The following is a 23,223-nucleotide window of genomic DNA, read 5'->3' as shown; positions in this document are numbered from 1 at the left end:
AGAGATTATTGGAGGAACTCATTGTGCAGTGGATTGCTAGTATCATCTTTTTAGTGACGCTCTTCCTCATCATCAAGCAACCGAAAGGCCTCGGCATCGGTTACTCGGCGATGGGGATGGCGGCCATTGCCCTCATCACTGGGGTCGTCAATTTTGATGACGTCGGTACCGTATGGGGCATCATTTGGAACGCGACGTTTACGTTTATCGCCATCATTCTCATCTCGCTCATTTTGGACGAGATCGGATTCTTTGAATGGGCCGCCTTACATATGGCTCGGATCGCCGGGGGCGGCGGTGTCAAACTGTTCGTCTACATCACGCTTCTCGGTGCGCTCGTCGCCGCATTATTCGCGAACGACGGGGCGGCGCTCATCTTGACGCCGATCGTGCTCGCGATGGTACGGGCGCTTAAATTACCGGACGCCGTCGTCTTGGCGTACGTCATCGCCTCGGGCTTCATCGCCGATACGGCAAGTTTGCCGTTCGTCGTCTCGAACCTCGTCAACATCGTCTCGGCCGACTTCTTTGGCATCGGTTTTGCCGAGTATGCGGCGCGGATGGTGTTCGTCAACGTGTTCGCCGTCGCCGGCAGTCTGCTCGTCTTGTACTTGTACTTTAAAAAAGACATCCCGAAGCAGTACGACTTGTCAAAACTCGTCGAGCCGAGCACGGTCATTAAAGACCATAAGATGTTCCGCTTGTCGTGGGTCGTCCTCGCGTTGCTCGTCATCGGCTACTTCACGAGCGACATCATCGGCATCCCGGTCTCGCTCGTCGCCGGTGTCATCGCCCTGTTCTTCCTGATCATGGCGAACCGTTCGCCTGCCGTGAAGACGGAGCAAGTCGTCAAAGGCGCGCCGTGGGCGATCGTCTTCTTCTCGCTCGGGATGTACATCGTCGTTTACGGTCTACAAAACGCTGGGCTGACGCAAGTGCTCGCCAACTTCATCGACTGGTTCTCAGGTAGCGTGATTACGGCCACGTTCGGGATGGGCTTCTTGGCCGCGATCTTATCGTCGGTCATGAACAATATGCCGACCGTCATGATCGACGCGCTCGCCATCGATTTGACGAATACGTCGGGTCAGATTCGCGAAGCGCTCATCTATGCGAACGTCATCGGTTCCGACCTCGGACCGAAGATCACACCGATCGGGTCGCTCGCGACGCTCTTGTGGCTTCACGTGCTCCGGACGAAAGGACTTAAGATCGGTTGGGGACAATACTTTAAAGTCGGGATCATCTTGACGATCCCGACGCTTGCCATCACGTTGCTCGGCCTGTATATCAGCTTACTACTATATTGAGGAGTGGATTTTTATGAAGTTAGTCATCATCGGTTCAGTCGCTGCCGGCACATCGGTCGCGGCGAAAGCACGTCGTAACAACGAAGACGCACAAATTACGATTTACGACCGCGATTACGATATCTCCTACTCGGGTTGCGGGATCCCATATTACGTCGGAGGCGAAGTCGAGTCACGCGATGACTTGACGCCACGCGACGCCGCTTTCTTCAAAAAGCGTTACAACATCGATGTCATGACGCGTCATAACGTGACGGCGATTGATGCGGACGCGAAGACGGTCACGGTCGAAAACCTGGAGACGGGTGAGACGTTTACGGACAGCTATGACGTCCTCGTCCTCGCGACCGGCGCCTCGAGCATCGTCCCGCCGATCCCGGGCGTGAAGTCAGATAACGTCTTCCCGATCCGCAACATCCAGAACGCGGAAGCGACACGCAACTTCGTCGACGCGACGAACCCGAAACATGCGACGGTCATCGGGGCCGGCTTCATCGGTCTTGAGATGGCCGAGCAGCTCAAACTTCGTGGCATCGACGTCACGATCATCGAGCGCATCCCGCAAGTGATGCCGCCGCTCGACAAAGACATGGCGTGCCGCGTCGAGGACCACCTCGAGAAGAACGGCATCGAGCTGTTGCTCGGTGAGACCGTGACAGAGCTCGTCGGCGACGGTCACGTCGAACGCGTCGTCACGGAGAGCGGGAAAACAATCGACACCGACCTCGTCATCCTCTCGGTTGGTGTCCGTCCGAATACGGAACTCGCCAAGTCGATCGGTGTCACGATCGGCGAGACGGGTGCGATCGCCATCAACGAACGAATGGAGACAAACGTGGACAGCGTCTACGCTGCCGGCGACGTCGCTGAAAGCGTCTCGCTCGTCACAGGAAAACCGATTTGGCGCCCACTCGGCTCGACGGCGAACAAGATGGGACGTGCGCTAGGTGATCTCCTCACGGGCGGGGAACTCGAACACCGCGGTATCCTCGGGACGGGTATCTTCAAAGTGTTCGGCCTCGCGGTCGCGCAGACGGGCCTCTCGGAGCGTGAAGCGCGTGACCTCGGCTACGACGTTGAAGTGCTCCACAACACGAAACCGGACAAGCCGGCCTATATGGGCGGGAAAGACATGACGATCAAAGCGATCGGCGACCGGGCGACACGTCAACTGCTCGGCGTCCAAATCGTCGGCTTCGAAGGCGTCGACAAGCGGATCGACGTGTTCGTCACGGCGATCACGTTCAAAGCGAAAGTCGACGATTTGTTCCATCTCGACCTCGCGTACGCACCGCCGTTCTCGACGACGAAAGACCCGGTCATGTACACGGGGATGGCACTGGCGAACAGCATGAACAAGTCGGCCCGTCTCATCACGCCGGCTGAGCTACAGCAGCGGATCGACGCGGATGAGGACATCCAGGTCATCGACACACGGAAAGCGGCGCAGTTTGAGAAGGCGTGCGTCGACTGTGCGGTCAACATCCCGCTCGGCAAGCTTCGCGAGGCGTCAAAAGACCTCGATAAAGACAAGCCGACGGTCGTCTACTGCAACGGTGGCGTCACTGGGAACGCGGCGCAAAACGTGCTCCGTAACCTCGGCTTCACCGACGTCTACAACTTATCGGGCGGCAACAAGAACTATCAGTTGTTTAAAAAATACGGTAATTAATCAATTAGACCCGACTCGTATGAGTCGGGTCTAATTTGCATAGTGCTGATTCCATTTACTGACCCGGTTGCGACCGCTACGTTTGGCGACGTAGAGACCGAGGTCGGACTTTTTGACGAGTTGTTCAGACGTGACGATCTTTGGTTCGGACGTACTCGCGACACCGATAGAGACGGTGATGTCGAGCTGTTTGCCGTCTGGCAGCAAAAATGGACTTTCCGCGACTTGACGCAAGTAGCGGTTGGCGATGACGAACCCTTGCGACAAGTTGCAGTCCGATAAGAGCACCGAGAACTCTTCGCCGCCATGGCGACACACCATGTCATCGGTACGGGCCGTCTCTGTGAGCCGTTTGCCGAGCTCGATCAAGATGGCGTCGCCGGCATCATGGCCATACGTATCGTTCACCGATTTAAAATGATCGATATCGAGTAAGAGCAGCGTGATGTCGTAAGGACTCGAGAACACTTCCTCGTCGACGCGCTTCATCTCTTCCTCGAAGCGACGACGGTTACCAAGACCCGTCAAGGCGTCGGTGTAGGCGGCTTCTCGATATTTTGTGATCTGCCGTTCCGAGCGCTGCATCTTGCGGATGCCCCCATAGACGATATGAAGGACGAACCCGGTTGAATATCCAATCGTGACGAAAGCGATCAACGTATAGACGTACATTTTTGGAGCGGCATAGGTACTAAAGTTTAAGAGGGAGAACAAGGTGATGAATCCGAGGCTGATGACGTTAACGATGCGGATGTCCCGCGTCGGTTTGATCCGCTCCCGGAGTTTCATATAGACGACTGCGGTTGTGGCCGCGACCGTATAGTCGAGAAAAACGATTAACAGCAACGTATCCGATATGATGAACGGGAGCAGCAGTATGCTCGAGACGTAAGTGATTCGGACGCCTTGGAGGCCAAAGTAAAGGCCGGCAATGATGATGGGGACAAACCCGTACTGAAAGTCGGCTTGGGCGTTCCAGAGCACACCATGCAACGTAATGGCGATCGTCAGGCCGGCGAGGAGTAGTGAAATCGTGATTTGCCGTCTTAACGGGAGCTTGCTCGTGAACCCGAGCTTCGTGAGGCGTGAGATCATATAAAGGCCGATCAGCAGTAAGCTGGCGTTGGCAATCAAATTATTGATTAAATTGGTCATCGACATTTTAAAAATTCCTCCCCTATTTTCTATATTCGGCAGAAGGGGATAAAAAAGCAATCATTTTGTGATGGGAAAAGGAGTTCGAACCAACAAGTGGCTTGATATGGGAAACGTTAGTTGTTTATTTAGAAAAGAATTGAAATTAAGGAAGCAAACGTTTACAATTTTTGTGTAAGCGTTTTCCTAAATTCATGCTACAAGGAGGGACCCACATGGTCAACAAACAATGGAAACCAGTATGGGCAGTTGTGCTAACGTTTGCACTGATTCTGTCGATGTTTCCGATGTCAGCGTCTGCCCTCGATAAAGAGTCGACACTAGTCGTCGTCCACTATCAAGAGGCGCCAGACAATCAAATGGATTGGAACTTATGGCTTTGGGCGAATGGCCCAGATTACTTCCCTAACAAAGGCTTCGCTTTTAACGGCGAGGACGATTACGGCAAGGTGGCGGCCTACGAATTCCCGGTCGACTCACCTGAACAGATCGGTCTCATCGTCCGAACGGACAATTGGGACAAGGATAAAGGGTCGGAAAACGACCGCCTGATCACGAAAGACATGATCAAGGACGGTGTCGCCGAAGTGTGGATCAAGTCGGGCGACTCGAAAATCTACACGTCGAACCCGGACGGGGAGACGGCGAAGACGGAAGTCGACATGAAAGTCCATTACTTCCGCTATGACAATACATACACCGACTGGGGCGTTTGGACGTGGCCGGACGGTGGCGACGGTCAAAGCATCAACTTTGATGAGACGGACGCTTACGGCGGTGTCGCGAACGTGAAGTTTGCGAATCCGGATGCGAAACAACTCATCGGTCTGATCACGAAAAAAGGCGAATGGTCCGACAAAGACGGCGAAGACCGCTTCGCGCTCAGCACGGCGAAAGAGATTTGGCTCGTCGAAGGTGATTCGACGATTTACTATTCAGAGCCAGAAATCGACCGCTCACCAAAAATCGTCTCGTTCGAGGCAAACACGTTCCGTCAGGCGGAACTAACGCTCAACCGCGCGATCGATGAGCAGTTCCTTAGTGAATTGAAGGTCGATGGCGCGGCAGTCGAGTCGGTCGAGAAGGCTGGCGACAAATCGGTCACAGTTAACTTCAGCGCTGACCTCGACTTGGCGCAAGTCATCACGGCGTCGCACCCGACGTTCGGCGACAAAGTGCTGCAAGCAGGCGACGTGCTCCGGTCACCGGAATTCGATGCGAAGTACGCGTATGACGGCAAGCTCGGCGTCACATACAAGCAGTCGAAGACGAACTTCGTGCTTTGGGCACCGACGGCTCAAGACGTTTCACTCGAACTGTGGAACATGCCGAAAGACCGTCCAGCGAACGACAAGGATATCAAGAAAACGATTGCGATGAAGCGTGGCGAACGCGGCACGTGGACTGCTGAAGTCCGCGGCGACCTCGACGGCATCGGCTACACGTACAACGTCAAGCATGCTTCAGGCAGCGTCCGTGCGGTCGATCCGTATGCGACGGCGGTCGGCGTAAACGGGGACCAAGGGGTCATCGTCGACTTGAACGAGACGAAACCGAAACGGTGGAACTCGATGAAACCGAAGCTTCAAAACGCGACGGACGCGATCATCTACGAGACACACGTCCGTGACTTCTCAATCTTTGACGTCACATCGAACACGTACGATTCAGGAATTCGCTATAAAGGTAAATACCTCGGTGTCGTTCAACCGGGTACTCGCTTGATTGAAAACGGGAAGAAGACGGCGACGAAGACCGGTCTTGACCACGTCAAAGACCTCGGCGTGACGCACGTCCAGTTCATCCCGGTGTATGACTACAACACGGCCTCGGTCGACGAGACGAAACCGAACGCGACATATAACTGGGGCTATGACCCGAAAAACTATAACGCGCCGGAAGGCTCATACTCGACGAACCCTTATGACGCAAAAGTTCGAATCATGCAGATGAAAGAAATGATTCAAGGTCTCCACGACCACAACTTGCGTGCCGTCATGGACGTCGTCTATAACCATATGTTCGATGCGCAAGCCTCGAACCTTCATAAGATCGTACCAGGCTACTACTACCGTTACACGGCAGGCGGCGACTTCGCGAACGGGACGGGCGTCGGCAACGACACCGCGTCTGAGCGCAAGATGATGCAAAAACTCATCGTCGATTCAGTCGTCTACTGGGCGCAAGAATATCATTGGGATGGTTTCCGCTTCGACCTCATGGGTATCCACGACGTCGAGACGATGAACCAAGTCCGCCAAGCGCTCGACAAAGTCGATAAATCGATCCTCGTCTTCGGCGAGGGTTGGGACCTCAGCACACCGCTCGACCCGGCCCTGAAGGCGAACCAAAAGAACGCCTATAAGATGCCGGGCGTCGCGCACTTTAACGACAACATCCGTGACGGCTTGAAAGGCAGCGTCTTCATCGACACGGACAACGGCTTCATCAACGGCAAAGACGGTCTTGAGAACCGCATCAAGACGGGAATTGTCGGTGAAATCGACTACAACGCCGAGATCAAAGGCTTCACGAAAGAGCCAACGCAAGCGATCACGTACGTCGAAGCGCACGATAATCACACGCTTTGGGACAAGCTCGAACTCACGAATAAAGAGGCGTCGGAAGCAGACCGGACGAAGATGCATCGTCTCGCGTCAAGCATCCTCTTGACGAGCCAGGGGACAACATTCCTCCATGCCGGCCAAGAGTTCATGCGGACGAAAGAAGGCGACCATAACTCGTACAAATCACCGGACCGCATCAATCAAATGGACTGGAAACGCGCCGCTGACCGTAAGGCGGACGTCCAGTACATGAAAGGCTTGATCGAGATGCGTAAACAAAATCCGGGCCTTCGTATGACGAAAGCGACTGACGTCAAGAAGAACGTCAAGTTCTATCGTTCTGCGCCAAACGTCATCACGTATTTGATCGATGACAAAGCGCCTGGCCAGAAGAAAGACTTGTTCATCACACATAATGCCAACGCAGAAACAGTCAAAGTGAAACTTCCGACAGGACAGTGGAACGTGATTGTCGACGGCAGCCAGGCAGGAACGAAGACGATCAAACGCGTCTCGGGCTATGTCGACGTGCCATCGTATGCGACGGTCGTCGTAAAGCAACCATAATGCGCGAGACCACGGAGCACATATCCGTGGTCTTTTTTACGTTGCAATCGTGTGGAGGAGTAGGTCAACAGTACATTAAGACATGACATTTTTTTGCATATATGTCTGTAATTCGGTTCATTTCCCTTATTTGAAAAATGCAGAAGCATTTTCAACTAATCATTCTTGTATAATCAAGTTAACACGTATCGAAACGTGACATTTGTCACACGAAGGAGTGGTACACATGGGCTTCTTCCGTAATTGGAAGCATGTATTAGAATCAAACGTTGAGCAGGCCGAACATGAGGGGCGAATCAATATCGATCCATTACTGCTCGATCAATATCCAGACGCGGTGTACGTCCTGGATCGCGACTTGAACTTCGTCGACTCGAACGAAAAGTTGTCGCTCCTCTTTAGCGGGGAAGAGGAGCGTTTCGTCCATCCTGCATCCTGGCTTCCAAAAATAGAGAGTGAACGTGTTCACGCCTTTCATCAGCGGGCGCTCCAAGGGGAGACCGTTCATTATGAACTGAAAGCGTTGAATGCGGACAAGCGACGCATCCATCTGTCGGTCACGAACACGCCGCTCTATACCGGCCGGGTCATCACCGGCCTGTACGGCGTCGTCAAAGATTTGACGACCCAGATGGAACTGCGTGAACGATACAATCGGATGAAAGTGGGACGGACGCTGTTCGAGCGTATCCCAGGTCTCATCCTGATCGAACTTGATCTCGAGTCCGGCGAATTTTACCATTCACCGCAAACGGGTGAACTGCTTGGCTTATCTAAGCGGCAACTGGGAGATATGAAACGCGAACATTTCCGTAACATGATCCATGAGGATTACCGTCCAGAATTTGCGGCGGCCATCGAGACGCTCATCCACGATGCTGACGTGCAAGAATATGAGACCCAAATCAAGGCGTTCAATCCGAAGCAACAAAAATATTTGGATTTGATCGTCAAAGTCGGAATGTCAAAAGATCGAAAATCGGTGACGTGGGCAATGTTTGACGTCACCAATTTGGTCAAAGTCGAAGAAGCGCTCACGATGGAGCAGTCCAAAGTGAAGCAGTTGTGCGAAATCGTCGACTCGGTCATTTTTGAACGTTATTTCGAGACGAAACAGTTCAAATTTTTGACGCCGGGCTTCTCGCACATCTTTGGCTATACGGAAGACCAGTTCAACACACACCCTGACTATTGGCAGCGTGTCGTCGTTCCTGATGACGTGCCGAAAGTGAACCAAGCCCGAGAAGTGACGCTCAGCGGTAAAACGACAACGTTCTCGTATCGTATCTATGCGAAAGGCAATGTCAAATGGATCGAAGAGAACCGGGAGCCGATTTTTTCTGAAGACGGCATCGTCATCGGGTTTCGGACGCTCGTCAAAGACATCACCCAACTGAAAGAACAGCAACAAGAGATCTGGCGCCTCGCCTCGCTCGACCCGATCACGAACATGCCGAACCGTGAATCAATCACAGGATCGGTCTATCAACTCACGCGCAAACGCGACCCGTTCACATTGTTCTCGCTTTCGTTCAACCGGATTGCCGAAATCAACAATACGTTCGGCTACGAGCTCGGTGACGAGTGGCGTGTCGCGACGGTGAACCAATTGATTCGTCTGTTGCCACAAGACGCCTTGCTCGGTCATCTCGATGCGGATAACGTCTTGATCGTGTTGCCACGCCGGATGGAAGACCAGGAAGTGCTCGCGCTCGGGAAAGAGTTAGGAACGCTGTCGAAGCACCGGTTCCATATTGACGCGTATGACTTGTTCGCGCGCATCTCGATCGGCGTGAGCCGCTATCCTGAAGACGGGGCACAGGCGAGCGAATTAATCAAGCACGCATGCGTCGCCATGAACCGGGCCGATAAAAAGTTTGGGACGAAACTCGAACTGTATTCGTCGCAAATGGACATCGAGTCACTCAAACGCTACGAACTGTTGCGTGATATGCGAGGTGCTCTTAAAAACAACGAATTCTATTTGATGTATCAACCGAAAGTGAACGCCTGGACCGGTCAAATCGTCGGAGCCGAGGCGCTCATGCGTTGGACGCACCCGACGTGGGGCTCAATCTCGCCGGCCGAATTTATTCCGCTCGCCGAGGAGAGCAGCCTCCATCTCGATTTGACCAACTGGTTGATCGAAGAGGTGTGCCGCTATATCACATCGCTCAAACATCGAGTCCCAATCTCGATCAATGTCTCAGCCAAATACTTGTATCAAGAACGGTTTGAACGCGTGTTCGAAGAGATGTTAGACCGCTTCCACGTCCCGGCGTCGTATCTCGAAGTCGAGATCTCGGAGACGTCACTGTTAGACGACGCCCAGCAGATCACACAAGCGTTCGAACGGTTAAACAGCCTCGGTATCCCGATCGCGTTTGACGACTTCGGTAAAGGGTATTCGTCGCTTGCTTACTTGCAGGCGTACAGTGCCCAGACGATCAAGATCGACCGTATCTTCGCCCATAACGTCAACCAAAGCCGAAAAGCCCAAGGCATCATCCGGAGTCTGCTCCTCATCGCCGAAGAGTTCGGGATGAACGTCGTCGTCGAGGGTGTCGAGATGATGGATGACTTGCTTCGACTCCGTGAGTTCGGGTGTCACGTCATTCAAGGTTTTATTTTCAGCCGACCGTTGCGAGAATCCGATTTTGAACAAGCGCTCGAGACGGGAACGCTCATTCCGATCGAGGAGTACGTCGAGACGATCCAACCGTCGAACCGGTTGATCCACGCCGGAATCACGATCACGCGGCTGCGCAATCAAGCGGTCGCGGTTGGGACATCGCCAATCGTCATCATGAAGCGCGGCTTTAAAGCGATCGCCTTCTATGGCTCGATCCGGTTACCGGTCGATAGTGACATCAATCTCGTCATCTTGCTTGATGACGGGCAGCCGTCGCTGCCGATTCAAGTGACGCGATTGACCGAGCTTGCGAACGGATTGTATCAATATGAAGCGACGTACGAACAGACTGTCGAACTCGAGAAACGGCTGACTGCGCTCGAAAGTGACAAACCGCGCGGCTTTACGATTCAACAAGCGAAAGACTTAGTCGAAGGATGAGACACAGCGAGCCGGATTTGCCGGCTCGCTTTTTGTGCGCTCTAAAACTAGAAACGGGACGCAGTTTTCTCTAAGATGGAAGGGACAGATTAGAAGAGGAGACAGAAACGATGGATCGACTACAGGCAGCCCGCCACTTTTTCTCACAACTTGAAGGGGAGCATACCGAACGGTTACGGGAGATCGAAGCCGAAATCGAGCGGACCGGGACGTACACGCTCACGACGGACGAATTGGCGTCCGGGGCAAAACTCGCATGGCGCAACTCGAACCGCTGCATCGGCCGCTTGTTTTGGCAGACACTCACCGTCCATGACTCGCGTGACGTGGAGACGTTCGACGAGGTGTTTGAAGCAATCGTCGCCCATCTTCGCTACGCGACGAACGGTGGAAAGATCCGCTCGACGATGACCGTCCTCCCGAACCGTTTTCGGATTTTGAACACGCAACTCATCCGTTATGCGGCGTACGAGACGACAGACGGCATCGTCGGTGACCCGCTATCGCTGTCGATGACGAGACAGGCGATGCGTCTCGGTTGGGTCGGGGCCGGTACTGCTTTCGATCTGTTACCGCTCTTGCTTACAGACGGGAACGAGATCCGCATGTATGAACTGCCGACCGATGCCGTGTTCGAGGTCGATATTCGTCATGACGACGTCGATTTGTTCGATGGTCGTGACGTCAAGTGGCACGCCGTCCCGGCCATCGCTGACATGGAGCTTGAGATCGGTGGACACCACTTCACATCGGTTCCGTTCAACGGGTGGTACATGGAGACAGAGATCGGGGCGCGCAACCTCGCCGACGTTGAGCGCTATAATTTGCTCCCGCTTGTCGGGACATCACTCGGTCTCGATACGTCAAAAGAGCGGACGCTCTGGCGTGACCGCGCCCTCGTCGAGCTGAACGTCGCCGTCTTGCAATCGTTCGAGCGCGCCGGCGTGACGATTGTCGACCATCATACAGCGGCGAAACAGTTTAAACGGTTCGAGAAAAATGAGACGGACGCCGGTCGTGACGTGACCGGACAGTGGAGTTGGCTCATCCCGCCGCTGTCACCGGCCTCGACCCACGTCTTTCATCGGCACTATGATGACAAGATTGTGACGCCGAACTTGTTCGCGCGATCAGGTTGTCCGTTTTCAGCGTTTCAAGCCAAGCCAAAAGAGGAATCTAAAGGCTAGGAAACGAAACGAAAGGATGATGAACGTGGCAGTCCCAATCTGGAAACGCGCTGTAGCTAGTCGAATCGATAAAATCCTATTAGAAGCACCCGCGAAACTCGTCGAGAAGACGATCCGTAAAAAAATCTGGCCGGATAAAGAAGTGAAGCATTATTACTTACCGACAATCGTCTCCATCGCAGGAGAAGCCTACTTCTTGCTCAACCGGGACGGGCAGACGATCGGCGACAAAATCGTCGGGATTAAAGTCGTGAGCCAAGATGGCCGACCGCTTTCCTTCGAGCAAGTCATGAAACGGACGCTCTACAAGGACGTCGTCTATCCGGCGACGCTCGGTCTACCACTTCTTCGTGCGCTTCAACAGATGAAGTCGAATAAAGACCTCGAACTGCCGCACGATGAGTTCGCCCACACGAAACTGATTTCGACAAAATGAACGGGAGCAGGACGATTCCGCAATCGTTCTGCTTTTTTCTTCGGGGAAGTGGCGGGGAAAATGGGTTATAATGAAAGAGGAAAAAATTGAACGACTACTGGAGGACTATTTGTTATGACAAAAATTGCATGGATCACCGATAGTATGGCCAACTTCTCGAAAGAGGAGGCCGCCCAGCTCGGCGTCGAGATCGTCCCGATCCAATTGATCGTCGACGGGAGCGGCTACAGTGAAGTCGACCTCTCGATTGAGGAATTGCACCGCTACATGATCGACCAAAAGAAAGAAGCGAAGACGTCGCAACCGATTTTTGGTGACTTCATCTCGCGTTACGAACGCTTAAAAGAGGAAGGGTACGATTGCGCCATCGCCGTCCACTGTTCAAACGGACTAAGCAGCACCGTCAAAAACTCTAGTGCAGCGGCTGAGGCGGCTGGATTTAAAGTTTACACGGTCGACTCGCACGCAGCGCTCGAGGCGCAGCAAGAGCTCGTCCGTCTCGGTCTCGCTGCCGAGGCAGAAGGCAAGTCGGTCGAGGAAATCGTCGCTCTTCTCGAAGCGTGGCGTGACAAGAAAAACTTTTTCATGATCATCGGGAACATGGAGACGATGCGCCGAGGCGGACGTGTGTCATCCGGTGAGATGTTCCTCGCGAACATCTTGAACATCAAACCGATCATCACGCTCGACGAATCTGGGAAAGTCATCCCGTTCAAAAAAGTGCGTTCGATCAAAAAAGCGTACGTTGAGATGGTCACCGAACTCGAACGTCTTCATGCGGCGAACGGAATCCATAACAACCGTGTCTTCGTACAGACGGCGCTCGCGCCAGAGATGCAAGACAACCTCGTCGCGCTCATCCAAGCGAAATTGCCGGAGATTGATGTCGTGAAGACACGTTTCTGTCCGTCGATTGCGGTTCATGCCGGCTTTGAGACGGTCGGTGTGCTTTGGCTCGACGCTTAAGTTGAAAGGGGGAGACAGCATGGAGGCTGTGAACACACTTTCGATGTTGAACGAACGGGTCGCTGAGGCCGAGCAGTTGCTTGTCTACGTCTCGCATCCGGGATGCAGCGTCTGTCACTCGCTCAAGCCGCAAGTCGAGGAGATGCTCGTTGATTTTCCCGACATCGAGGCGGTCGCGGTCGATTCGGACGAAGTGCCGGATATCGCCGGCGCCTATTCGATTTTCACCGTACCGGTCGTCTTGTTCTTCATCGACGGCAAAGAGATGCTCCGCCGGGCCCGGTTCGTGCCAATCGGTGAGTTGACCCACCAACTCGAACGGCTCCAAGAGATGAGAAAGTAAATCCACAGACATGTGTCTGTGGATTTTTTTGATTGTCGTGATGATGTAACGGGAATTAATGAAGTGATTCTGTCACTTTTGCAATGAAGGAACGGAGGAATCTGTGATGGAGATGATACGCCACTCGGAATGGGCTGAGACAAAGCTCACGCTCCATTTGCTGTCGCAAATCTTGGGGAAAATCAAGTTGGCTTTGGCTCCGCAAGAACCACAATGGACACACGTCACGTTGCCCGTTGCGCTGAGCGGTTTTTCGACTGGCCCGCTCGTGCAAGGGGAGACGTGGCTACAACTCGACGTCGATGTCTTTCAATCACATATCAGAGTCCAAGTCGGTGCCGACACGTCGGTCTTCCCGCTCGAAGCAGGCAAGTCAATCAGTACGTACTATGAAGAAATCATGGGTGCCCTGCGCGCAAACGGCGTCTCGGTCGCCCTCAATCCGAGAACGCAAGAGATGCGGGAGTTACGGATGTTGGACCGTGATGACACGCAGCTCGCTTATGACGTCGTGGCGGCGCAACGAGGCATCCGTCTGTTTCAATACGCCGCGCGGGAGCAATTGGCATTTCTCGCGCCGCTCCGCTGCCGGAAAGTGAAGCCGGGCCTGTTTTGGGGAACGTTTGATGTCTCGTCGCTCATCGTCTACGGACGCCCTGAGCCGTTCCCGCAAGATAAAGTCATCGAGAAGGCGGCGTTTGACGAGCACATGGTCGAGTTCGGGTTTTGGCTCGGTGATGAAGCGGTCGATATTCCGACGTTCTTCATCTTGCCTTACCCGTTCCAGTACACGGAGATCGGGACGGAGCGGCTCAAACCGCAAGACGCCTATTATGATGCCGGCAAGAGCGAGTTCTTTTTATGGTTTGAGAACGTAGGGGAAACGAGAGACGTGCAGGCATTCTTCCGGACGTCGTTCGATATTTTGAGCGAACAGCTCGAATGGGAAGGGTGCGACCATTACTTTATGCCGCTCGACATGCCGAAACAACAAGAGCCCACAGACGAATGATCTGTGAGCTCTTGTTTATTTTGTTTATCCTTCAGTTGTCTGTGGCACGAGGTAGATCAAGCCGAACGGGTTATGGAGCAAGTTGTCGATTGACGTGCGCTCGTCTTCGCCCATCTCGACCGTGAACGTCTTGCCGTCCTCGAACGTGAAGCTGTCGCCGTCACCGAACATCGATCCGCCTGCGATCAAATGGAAGTTGAACGAATGGATGACGTGGATCGCGTCTTCGATCTCGAGCGTTTCTGGTACGGCGACGTCGGCATGGCCGAACGCTTTCATGCCCCACGACACGTACGCCGTCTCTTCTTCCGTGATGGCGGTGAGGAGCGAGTAGTCGAGGGCGAGGTCTTCTTCTTTCGACGCTTGCCATTCGTCTTTCGAATAAGCGACGCCTGCCGTCTCGACCATGACACCGAGTCCGCCGGCGTTCAACAGGGCGTTCGCCCCGCGACGGGCCGCGGCGATGTCTGTCACATCATTGACGTCGCCGATCAAATAGACGATATGTGTGTGACGCGTAAGTCCTTTGGCGATTTTCGGTGTGAAGCCGCTCGTGCTGGCGTGAATCATCGCCTCGGCGAGCGCTGGGTCGCGTTCGACGACTTCGACGGTGAACGCTTTTCCGGTCTCGTCTTCTAACAGCAACAGGCCGGCCATTGTGTAGCCTTCGCTATGTATACTAATCTTTTCGCTGACTGCCTCGGCCGATGGCCAGTTTCCTGGGATGGCGAGCAACACTTGTGTACGGTTCATTAGAATCATCCTCTTCTGCAAATAGTTAGGCCCCTCAAGCGAGAGGCCTAGTCTCTTTTCTTATTATGCCCTATTTCGAGCAAAATTATTCTTGATACGTCTTCAACACTTCTTGGAGCGGGATTTGATCGATCTTGCGCCGGCTGACGAACGTGCTGACGAAGAACAAGAGCGTGACGGCCCCGACCGTATAGAGCACGTAGATCCATTCAAACTCGAGCGGCAAGACGAGCCCGTAGTCCTCGGCGAAGACGACGATGATGATCCGGAGGACGACGAGGGCGATCGGGATGCTGAGGAGTGCTGAGATGAGCGCGTAGACGAAATAGCTGTCGAGGATCATCGAGCGAACCTCACGTCGATTATACCCCATCACTTTGAGGAGCGAGATGACGTAATAGTTTTTCTCGACCGTGAGCGCGGTCAAGACGAACAAGATGCTGAAGGCGATCAAGGCGGAGCCGCCGATCATGACGTTCATCATCAAATTCATATACTCGTTGATCGACTCGGACTGTTCGATCAAGCCGTCGCGCGACAGAATCGTCGGATACACCGACTCGTCCGGCCGTTCACTGGCGTAGACGCCGTTGAACAAATCGCTCGAGGCGCCGTCTGTCAGCTCGTTGCTGAGCATTTCAATCGGTAAATAGACGACGTCACCCGTGAAGTCATCGGCGATGCCGAGGATCGGGTACGATAACGTCTCCCCGTCGAGCTCGAGGTCAATCGTGTCGCCGACGTCAAAGCTCTGTTTTAAGGCGAGCGGTTCGGTGACGATGACGCCATCGGTTGCAGGGGTCAATTCGTTCCCGTCCCGGTCTTGCAACCGGTAGAGGGTGTTGTCGTCGCTCAAGCCTTTAAGGGTGACGAGTTGATCCTCGACGAACGCGAACGGATAGGCGAGGAAAGGTTCCTGACCGTCGGCGAGCATTGGCGGCGATTCCGTGTTCGCGTACGCCTCATACGCATAGTCGACGTCGTTCAATCCGCCGACCGTCATCCGGTCGACCGCCCCGTTCATCATGAGCGCGAACACGATCAACAATGTCGAGAACAAGATACCGAGGAAGAAGATGATGAAGCTGCCCGTGCTTTTGACGGCGTATAAATATTTGAACTTCGTTTTCCCGCTGGCCCGGCTTAGCATTCGGCTGACGAGCCGGCTGAGCCGATTGAGCGATATGTTGTCGCGCGGTGATAGCAGTGCGAGCGCGCTCTCGCCCATGAGCTTGTAGATGACCGCACCGGCGACGATGGCGAAGAACAGTAGTGGGGCGAAGACGGCGGTCAAAAAGACGAGCGGGTTTTGTGCGATTGTGATCGATGGTAGCAGATAGAAGTCGAGGTACAGGTTTTTGAGCGGGTCGGCGAAGTAGAGGCCGAGGAAGTACCCGATGACGAGCATGAGCGTTGCGAACACCAAGATGAGCACCAAGTAGGGGGGTGAAATCTGGCGCCGGTTGTAGCCAATCGCTTTCAACAGCCCGATCTGACCGCGTTCGGCCTCGAGCATGTTCGAGATGAGAATGGCAACGATGATGACGGCGATTGAGACGATGAATAGGCTAAGTCCGAGCGCCATCGCTTTCCCGGACGAGATCTCACTATAGATGGCCCCGCTGCGCATAATATTCTCCGTCTCCATGACCGAGACGACGAACGGGAGCTCGACGGTGTCGATCGCGCCGTCCGTGACGCCTGCGAGCCTGAACGATTCCGTCCCGACGACCGCTTCATACGCCTCGTCTGTCATGAGCAGGAGCGTCTGCGTCCCGGCGTCGAGATTGAAGAAGTTCTCATCGAACAGCGGGAGCGTATAGTCCGGGAATAAGACGAAGCCGCTCACCGTGAACGGCGTGCCGAGGTCGATCGTGTCACCGACCTCGATTCCGTTCTTCTCGGCGTATTTGGCGTTGAGCGCAACCTCGTCGTCGGTCGTCGGACGCGATCCCGCTTCGAGGTAAGACTGATTGATCGTCATTGTTTCTTTTAAGACGAGCCCCCGATGTTCACTGCCCGCGAATGCGTAAGTGATCAGTTTGGATTCGCGAAGTTCGAGTGTCGCCTCGGGCATGACGGATTCGACCGCGTCGATCCGAGCGCCGATCAAGTCGTCGAAGCGTTCCGGGTCGACCTGTTTCAAGTCGGCGAGCGTATACGTGCCCGAGGCGACGAGGGAGGCGATTTCGGGGTCGTTCGCTTCGTCTGCGGTGACGCGGTTGAGCATCTCGACGGCGAAGTCCTCTTGGTTCGACGACGCCAAGTAGTCCTCGGTCGGGACCTCGATCCCGCTGATTCCGTAGAACATCATCGTGTAGGTGAGCGAGCTCATGACGATGATGACGGCAATGGAGACGAGCTGCATCCATTTGCCGACGAGCGTCTTCAAAACGTTTTTATACAGCATGGTCGAAACCTCCTAACCCCAAGCGATGTCGCGCGCGGCTTGTCGGACCGGGTTGTGCGTCAGTTCGACGATGCGTCCCGAGTTCATCTTGATGACGTCGTCGGCCATGGCGCTGATACCGGTGTTGTGGGTGATGACGACGACGGTCTTGCCGTACGTCGTGTTCAATCGTTCGAGCAGCTCGAGCACTCTCTTCGAGTTGTCCTCGTCGAGCGAGCCGGTCGGTTCATCACAAAAGATGATCGACGGGTTTTTGGCGAGACTCCGGGCGACCGAGACGCGCTGCTGCTCACCGCCGGACAGTTGGTACGGGTACTTGTCGCGCGAAGGCGACAGCCCGACCTGCTCTAACAGCTCGTCGATGCCGAGCGGTTGCGTCGACAGGTCGGCCCCGATTTGGATATTTTCGAAGACGGTCAAGTTTTGGAGCAGATTGTATTGTTGGAAGATGAAGCCGAGATGGTCGCGCCGAAACGCCGTCATCTGTTCCGGGGACAGGTCGGTCAAGACGGTGTCATCGAACGTGATGTTCCCGGACGTGACCGTATCAAGCCCGCTGATGACGTTCAAGAGCGTACTCTTGCCGCTGCCGCTCGGGCCGAGGATGACGACGAACGCCCCGTCGTTGATCGTCAAGTCGACGTCTTTCAAGGCGGCCGTCTCAATGTCACCGGTCTTGTAAATCTTATTGACGTTCTCGATTCGAATCATTAAAAAACGCCTCCTTTGTCCATGTTATCTTTTACCCGTTTCGGACGGATTGTGGACCTGGGAGATTTGAACGTTTGACGAAGACGGGTACATTTTTTGAAAAATTAGTGAAACCGTTTCACCTGTGATAAAATCATACTACCAGGTACTAATTACGATTTTAAAGGAGAGGCTCACATGAAAATTGCCTACATCACGGACAGCACGGTCGTCCTGCCAGATTCGATCAAACACCACCCAGACATCCATATCGTCCCGCTTTACGTCGTCAAGGGCGATCAACCTTATAAAGACGGTATCGACGTCGACGCTGAGACGGTGTACGACTGGATCGATGCCGGCGAGCGCGTCTCGACGAGCCAACCGGCAATCGGGGATTTCGCCACGTTGTATGAAGAGTTGAAGCCGAAGTATGACATGGGCATCGCCGTCCATCTGTCGTCTGACTTGAGCGGCACGTACTCTGCGTCGATCCAAGGAGCCGAGATCGCCGAGTTCAAGCTGCTCGCCATCGATTCACGGTCGGGTATTTATACGATGGGTCTGTTGCTCGAGGAATTGATCGAGCGCGTCGAGCGCGGAGAAGCCCTTGATGACGTCGAGGCGTATATGAAACAGCGCGTCGAGGACGTCCGGATTGAACTGACGATTCAGAATTTGACGCAAATGCAAAAAGGTGGACGCATCTCGAAATCAAAAGCGCTCATCGGCAACATGCTGCAGCTGAAGCCGGTGCTCCGCTTCGAGGACGGGCTCATCGTCCCGTATCAGACCGTACGGACGTATAAAAAGGCGCAAGCCCACTTGTTCGAGGTCATCCGGGCGGCGATCGAGTCAGGCGAATGTACGGACGTCTCAATCTTCCACGGGAACGTGCCGGAGCTTGCGGAGTCATGGAAGCGGGAGCTCGGCGACAAGGTGCCGATCCGCGTCGACACGCTTGCGCCGCTGCTCGGGGCCCATACTGGGTCCGGCTCGATCGGTATTTCTTATTTGAAAGCGAAATAACGGACAGACCGTGGCGTGCGCCACGGTTTTTTCATTGTCACAACTTTCAAACAACGACTGGAATGTTTCCCCAAAACCCTTCATACTATTAAAGAATGTTACAAGAAAAGGGGGGAGACGATGCGATTTCGGAAGTATCTCATAAGGAGCTGGCTCTCATGGTCGCTCGTCTTCATCGGGATCGCCTATTACACGTGGACCGATCTAGAAACGTTCGATTGGGCGTTCTTCTGGTTCATCTACACGCTCGGTGCCTTGTTCGTCATCAACCCGTTAAAGCGGCGGCACCTGCACTTCACATTCCACGAGCTGTTCGTCTTCATGACGTTCTTCTTGTACGGGCTCGTCCCGGCAATTTTGATGGGGCAGTTGCTGTTGTTGACATTTCAGGCACGGACGTTCAACAAAAAAGTCGGCCGCCGGCGCTTCTTACACTTTTATCCGCTCAACACGTTGATCGAGGCGATGGTTCTTGTCATCCCGGGTCTCGTCTACTTTTCGCTCGGAGGTGAGATCGGATCGACCGTCCACTTGCTCGAGCAAGGTGCGGCGTTGCTCAGCTTCTTAGCGGTCCTTTATCTCGTCCTCGGCTTCAGCTTCGTCATGTCCCGGTTCTTGGTCGGGGAGCGGATCCCGCTACCGATCATGTGGCGGCTATTACGGTTCGATTGGCTCGTCATCTCGCTCGAGCTGTTGTTCACGATGATCGCGCTCGAGGCGTTCCAACTGTTCGGGTATGTCGGGTTGATGGCGACGTTCCTGCTCTTGTCGATTTTAAAGCTGGCGTTGTCGAAAGCGACGCAGACAGAAGAGACGCAATCGAAGATCGATCAAGTCGAGCGATTAAAAGAACAGCTCTATCGCGTCGACAGCGAAGCGTTGTTAATTGAAAAGTTTTGGAACGGGTTACGGGAAATCGTCGAGGTCGAACGCGGTTGGCTTCAAATCAATCGTGACGGGGACCAGACGTTTTATGATGTACGGGGGCGGAAAGCGGAAGCGGTCGCTGATGCGTATACGCTCGAACGGCACCGTGACGCGAGTGAGCCGTACTTTCTGTACGATTCGCTCCACGAGTGGCACCCGGAGCTTCAGGCGAACCAAAGCGAACTGCATCATTCCGCGCTCGTCATTCAACCGGTGACGAGCACGACGAACGCGGTCAGCTGTATGATTTCGACGACGGCGAACGGGGCCTACGATGAGGCGCTCGCGGTCGAGATCCACCGTTTGCTCAAGACGCTGTCATGGTCACTCGAGCGGATCGACGAACGGGATCGGCTCCAGCACGAGAGTCTGACCGATCCGTTGACCGGGTTGCCGAACCAACGGGCGTTGAAACGTTGGACGAAAGAGCGGTTGAACGACGTCGCATCGTATCCGTTGTCGGTCTTTTTGATCGACCTCGACCATTTCAAATCGATTAACGATACATACGGCCATGCGTTCGGTGACGAAGTGTTGATTGAAGCGGGGGTCCTGTTCAACCGGCTCGTCCGGAGCAGTGACCTCGTCACGCGTTACGGCGGCGAAGAGTTCGTCTTCGTGTTCCCGAGGACGAACGAAGCGGCGGGGATTGTGACCGGTGAGAAGATTCGGCAAGCGCTCCGGTCACACCCGTTCGGAACGGAAGGAATCAAAGTCCAAGTGACGGCGAGCATCGGCATCGAGACGATTCATGAATATGAAGAGCTCGATACGGTGTTGCGACATGCCGACCGGGCGATGTACGTCGGGGCGAAGTTTAACGGTCGCGACCGTGTCGCCCATTACCGGGACACGTCGACCGAACGAATTCAATGAAAAAAAGGAGGACCGTTAAACGGTTCTCCTTTTTGAATGAATGATTATGATTTCTGGCTGAACATGTCGGACTCGACCGCATGGATGGCAGCGGACCAAGAGCCGTAACGATGCAAGATCGCTTTCGTAGATGGCTTGTTGTTGCGTTTTGCCCATTCTCGGTACGCCTCGAATGAAAGAGAGAAGCCCATCTCATGAATCGCTTCTCGAAGAGCGTTCGACAACTCTGACTTCGAGTAAGTCACGCTCGCCTCCAGCCCGGCTTCGGCGCAGGCATCATGCCACGAACCGAACGTCTTGACGATGTGGTAATGGCTCGGTGCTTTCGGGTGTAGTTTCCGCCATTCTTGATATTTTTTCAGCGTGATGATCGAACCCATGTCCCGTGAATAGAGGGCAAGCGTCTCGACGATATCGTCGCGTGTATATTTTGGCATTTTATCGGGTAAATCAACGGCGATCTCCCCATGCCATTCATAGCCGGCGATAGCGAGTGCCTCGGCCCATGATCCAAACTGTCGAATGATCGATTCGGGAGACGGCCAGTTTTGCTCCATCGCGAAACGACGATAGACAGAGCGACGAGGACGTTCCTTTAATAAATCCCCGAGCAAACGAATACAGTGAATCATGCGTTGCTGTTCGGTTGATAAGTGATGAGTATTAGTGGATAGCGTTTGACTCAATGATGGTTCCTCCTTCCATGGACTCATATCTGAACCGACAATGATGACGAAAGTGCTTCTACAATCATACTATCGGATAGTTTTTACGATTTATAAGCGCCTTTGTAAGTTTTTTATGTTAAAAATGGGACGTGATAGGTCTAAAGTCGGATGAAAGATTGAAAAAAAAGGTAACAGGTATATTACAAATTTAATATTATATGGGTTCATTTGTAAACAAAAAGTTTTATTTTTGGTAATTTATATGAATTCCATACAAAAATGTACCCAACTGGACAATGGGGTCATCACCGTTGTCCAGTTGAGTACTCCTCTATAATAAATTTAATTTTCAGACTAATCAATAAAAGTTTTCAAAATATACGAATTTTTTTTTAAGGGTGGTCAATGAAACTGTGATTCTGCTAAAATAGCCGCATTGAGCGAATTTGAGAAAAGAGGATATTATGATATGACAATATGGTTATTTTACTTGCTGCTTGGTCTCGTCCAAGGGTTTACGGAGCCGATCCCGATCTCGTCGAGCGGTCACTTGGTCATCTTCCAAGAGCTGTTCAACATCGAATTACCGGGACTGTCGTTCGAAATTTTCGTCAACTTTGCGTCGCTCCTTGCCGTCTTGACGATTTATCGCCAAGATGTCGTCCGGCTCGTCGTCAGTCTGTGGACGTTCTTATTTAAGAAAGACCGCAGCGAGGATACGATGATCGACGTCAAGTTCATCGGTCTCTTGCTCGTCGCGACCGTACCGGCCGGCGTGCTCGGCGTGTTGTTCGGCGATTGGATCGGTGAGACGCTCAGCGGCGTCGCGACGGTCGGCTACACATTGATTTTGACCGGGGTCGCACTTTGGTTCATCCGCAACATGCGCGGCAATAAAGGTGACGGCGGCATCACGTTACGTGACGCCATCTTGATCGGTCTCGCCCAAGCGGTCGCGCTCATCCCAGGGATCAGCCGCTCGGGTGCCACGATCGTCATGGCGATGTTGCTCGGCATTAAACAAGAGTCGGCGCTTCGGTTCTCGTTCTTCTTGTTCATCCCGGTCAGTCTCGGGACGATGATCTTGGACGGGCCGGCACTCTTTACCGACCCGGCGACACGTGATCTGTTCGGTCCGCTCGTCTTGGCGTTCATCGCCTCGTACGCGCTGACGGCCATCTCGCTCAAATGGTTCCAGCACATCATGGCGAAGGGTGAACTCAAGTACTTCTCGTTCTATTGCTGGATCGTCGGTTTGCTCGTCGTCTTGTTCTTGGCTTGATTGGAAGCGCTACTCATCGGAGTGGCGCTTTTTTGCACTTTTATTTTTGCCTTCGATTCTTTTTTGCGCTAAAGTAAATGCGTACAAACAAATATTCCTTCGGGGTCGGGTGCAATTCCCAACCGGCGGTGATGGGCGCGAGCCCTAAGTCCGTGACCCGGGCGCACGTGTGCGAACGGTGGATCTAGTGCGATTCTAGAGCCGACAGTATAGTCTGGATGGGAGAAGGAAAAAAGACAGGTCCTCGTGACCTGTGCTTCGTCGTACGTTTTTCTGTAAAGAAAACGTTTATTTGGTCTG

The 23,223-nt window shown here is 53.7% G+C and carries 17 protein-coding genes and 1 riboswitch; of the genes, 12 read left to right on the top strand and 5 right to left on the bottom strand.

All coding sequences use genetic code 11. The features are described from left to right. Positions 1–23 precede the first annotated feature (23 nt). Both EVJ24_RS00560 and EVJ24_RS00555 read left to right on the top strand, forming a co-directional pair. The gene (locus EVJ24_RS00560) at positions 24–1,310 is read left to right on the top strand and encodes an arsenic transporter (protein ID WP_131438821.1); all 1,287 of its coding nucleotides are present in this window, start codon (positions 24–26) and stop codon (positions 1,308–1,310) included. Positions 1,311–1,323: 13 nt separating this feature from the next. Further along, entirely contained in the window at positions 1,324–2,982 is a 1,659-nt protein-coding gene (locus EVJ24_RS00555) for an FAD-dependent oxidoreductase (protein WP_131438819.1), read from the top strand. A 30-nt stretch (positions 2,983–3,012) separates the two neighbouring features. On the opposite strand, the gene EVJ24_RS00550 is transcribed toward EVJ24_RS00555, so the two are convergent. After that, the gene (locus EVJ24_RS00550; RefSeq protein WP_236637498.1) at positions 3,013–4,137 is read right to left on the bottom strand and encodes a GGDEF domain-containing protein; all 1,125 of its coding nucleotides are present in this window, start codon (positions 4,135–4,137) and stop codon (positions 3,013–3,015) included. Positions 4,138–4,352: 215 nt separating this feature from the next. Between EVJ24_RS00550 and pulA the strand changes: the two genes are divergently transcribed. The 7 genes from pulA to EVJ24_RS00515 all read left to right on the top strand — a co-directional run bounded on the left by pulA (position 4,353) and on the right by EVJ24_RS00515 (position 14,288). Beyond that, positions 4,353–7,271, top strand: a complete 2,919-nt coding sequence (gene pulA, locus EVJ24_RS00545; protein WP_236637497.1) for a type I pullulanase — start codon at positions 4,353–4,355, stop codon at positions 7,269–7,271. A 226-nt stretch (positions 7,272–7,497) separates the two neighbouring features. Further along, on the top strand, positions 7,498–10,344 hold the full coding sequence (locus EVJ24_RS00540; protein WP_131438816.1) for a sensor domain-containing protein: 2,847 nt from the start codon (positions 7,498–7,500) through the stop codon (positions 10,342–10,344). Between the two features lie 110 nt (positions 10,345–10,454). Continuing rightward, positions 10,455–11,531 carry a nitric oxide synthase oxygenase gene (locus EVJ24_RS00535; protein ID WP_131438815.1) on the top strand — a complete coding sequence of 359 codons (1,077 nt, stop codon included), beginning with the start codon at positions 10,455–10,457 and terminating at the stop codon, positions 11,529–11,531. Positions 11,532–11,547: 16 nt separating this feature from the next. After that, positions 11,548–11,967 (top strand): RDD family protein, encoded by a 420-nt coding sequence (locus EVJ24_RS00530; RefSeq protein WP_131438814.1) that lies wholly within the window; start codon positions 11,548–11,550, stop codon positions 11,965–11,967. A 114-nt stretch (positions 11,968–12,081) separates the two neighbouring features. Beyond that, positions 12,082–12,933, top strand: a complete 852-nt coding sequence (locus EVJ24_RS00525) for a DegV family protein (RefSeq protein WP_071398085.1) — start codon at positions 12,082–12,084, stop codon at positions 12,931–12,933. Between the two features lie 19 nt (positions 12,934–12,952). Beyond that, positions 12,953–13,276 (top strand): thioredoxin family protein, encoded by a 324-nt coding sequence (locus EVJ24_RS00520; RefSeq protein ID WP_131438813.1) that lies wholly within the window; start codon positions 12,953–12,955, stop codon positions 13,274–13,276. Positions 13,277–13,382: 106 nt separating this feature from the next. Continuing rightward, positions 13,383–14,288, top strand: coding sequence for a DUF5996 family protein (locus tag EVJ24_RS00515; protein WP_131438812.1), 906 nt, complete (start codon positions 13,383–13,385; stop codon positions 14,286–14,288). A 24-nt stretch (positions 14,289–14,312) separates the two neighbouring features. Here the strand turns inward: EVJ24_RS00515 and EVJ24_RS00510 are convergent, their stop codons facing one another. The 3 genes from EVJ24_RS00510 to EVJ24_RS00500 all read right to left on the bottom strand — a co-directional run bounded on the left by EVJ24_RS00510 (position 14,313) and on the right by EVJ24_RS00500 (position 18,162). Then, positions 14,313–15,041, bottom strand: coding sequence for a DUF4261 domain-containing protein (locus tag EVJ24_RS00510; RefSeq protein ID WP_236637496.1), 729 nt, complete (start codon positions 15,039–15,041; stop codon positions 14,313–14,315). 85 nt (positions 15,042–15,126) lie between these two features. Continuing rightward, positions 15,127–17,451, bottom strand: a complete 2,325-nt coding sequence (locus EVJ24_RS00505) for an ABC transporter permease (protein WP_131438810.1) — start codon at positions 17,449–17,451, stop codon at positions 15,127–15,129. A 12-nt stretch (positions 17,452–17,463) separates the two neighbouring features. Continuing rightward, positions 17,464–18,162 (bottom strand): ABC transporter ATP-binding protein, encoded by a 699-nt coding sequence (locus EVJ24_RS00500; protein WP_131438809.1) that lies wholly within the window; start codon positions 18,160–18,162, stop codon positions 17,464–17,466. A gap of 177 nt (positions 18,163–18,339) precedes the next feature. Here EVJ24_RS00500 and EVJ24_RS00495 point away from each other — a divergent pair, with 177 nt between their 5' ends. After that, positions 18,340–19,170 (top strand): DegV family protein, encoded by an 831-nt coding sequence (locus EVJ24_RS00495; RefSeq protein WP_131438808.1) that lies wholly within the window; start codon positions 18,340–18,342, stop codon positions 19,168–19,170. Positions 19,171–19,290: 120 nt separating this feature from the next. Then, positions 19,291–20,973 (top strand): GGDEF domain-containing protein, encoded by a 1,683-nt coding sequence (locus EVJ24_RS00490; protein WP_131438807.1) that lies wholly within the window; start codon positions 19,291–19,293, stop codon positions 20,971–20,973. Positions 20,974–21,017: 44 nt separating this feature from the next. Here EVJ24_RS00490 and EVJ24_RS00485 read toward each other — a convergent pair whose 3' ends face one another. Beyond that, complete coding sequence (locus EVJ24_RS00485; protein ID WP_070328585.1) at positions 21,018–21,659, bottom strand: homing endonuclease associated repeat-containing protein; 642 nt, start codon at positions 21,657–21,659, stop codon at positions 21,018–21,020. Positions 21,660–22,110: 451 nt separating this feature from the next. Between EVJ24_RS00485 and EVJ24_RS00480 the strand changes: the two genes are divergently transcribed. After that, positions 22,111–22,923, top strand: coding sequence for an undecaprenyl-diphosphate phosphatase (locus EVJ24_RS00480; protein ID WP_071398079.1), 813 nt, complete (start codon positions 22,111–22,113; stop codon positions 22,921–22,923). 91 nt (positions 22,924–23,014) lie between these two features. Then, a riboswitch (FMN riboswitch) is annotated at positions 23,015–23,157 on the top strand. Positions 23,158–23,223 lie beyond the last annotated feature (66 nt).

Origin of the sequence: Exiguobacterium sp. SH1S21 (assembly GCF_004337175.1) — a bacterium.
Lineage (GTDB): Bacteria > Bacillota > Bacilli > Exiguobacteriales > Exiguobacteriaceae > Exiguobacterium > Exiguobacterium aurantiacum_A.
This window is presented reverse-complemented; position numbering and strand designations above follow the sequence as displayed.

Bases quoted from the DNA above. Each gene is read 5' to 3' on its own strand.
- EVJ24_RS00555 (WP_131438819.1), top strand. From the start codon at position 1,324: ATGAAGTTAGTCATCATCGGTTCAGTCGCTGCCGGCACATCGGTCGCG.
- EVJ24_RS00550 (WP_236637498.1), bottom strand. From the start codon at position 4,137: ATGACCAATTTAATCAATAATTTGATTGCCAACGCCAGCTTACTGCTG.
- pulA (WP_236637497.1), top strand. From the start codon at position 4,353: ATGGTCAACAAACAATGGAAACCAGTATGGGCAGTTGTGCTAACGTTT.
- EVJ24_RS00540 (WP_131438816.1), top strand. From the start codon at position 7,498: ATGGGCTTCTTCCGTAATTGGAAGCATGTATTAGAATCAAACGTTGAG.
- EVJ24_RS00535 (WP_131438815.1), top strand. From the start codon at position 10,455: ATGGATCGACTACAGGCAGCCCGCCACTTTTTCTCACAACTTGAAGGG.
- EVJ24_RS00530 (WP_131438814.1), top strand. From the start codon at position 11,548: ATGATGAACGTGGCAGTCCCAATCTGGAAACGCGCTGTAGCTAGTCGA.
- EVJ24_RS00525 (WP_071398085.1), top strand. From the start codon at position 12,082: ATGACAAAAATTGCATGGATCACCGATAGTATGGCCAACTTCTCGAAA.
- EVJ24_RS00520 (WP_131438813.1), top strand. From the start codon at position 12,953: ATGGAGGCTGTGAACACACTTTCGATGTTGAACGAACGGGTCGCTGAG.
- EVJ24_RS00515 (WP_131438812.1), top strand. From the start codon at position 13,383: ATGGAGATGATACGCCACTCGGAATGGGCTGAGACAAAGCTCACGCTC.
- EVJ24_RS00510 (WP_236637496.1), bottom strand. From the start codon at position 15,041: ATGAACCGTACACAAGTGTTGCTCGCCATCCCAGGAAACTGGCCATCG.
- EVJ24_RS00505 (WP_131438810.1), bottom strand. From the start codon at position 17,451: ATGCTGTATAAAAACGTTTTGAAGACGCTCGTCGGCAAATGGATGCAG.
- EVJ24_RS00500 (WP_131438809.1), bottom strand. From the start codon at position 18,162: ATGATTCGAATCGAGAACGTCAATAAGATTTACAAGACCGGTGACATT.
- EVJ24_RS00495 (WP_131438808.1), top strand. From the start codon at position 18,340: ATGAAAATTGCCTACATCACGGACAGCACGGTCGTCCTGCCAGATTCG.
- EVJ24_RS00490 (WP_131438807.1), top strand. From the start codon at position 19,291: ATGCGATTTCGGAAGTATCTCATAAGGAGCTGGCTCTCATGGTCGCTC.
- EVJ24_RS00480 (WP_071398079.1), top strand. From the start codon at position 22,111: ATGACAATATGGTTATTTTACTTGCTGCTTGGTCTCGTCCAAGGGTTT.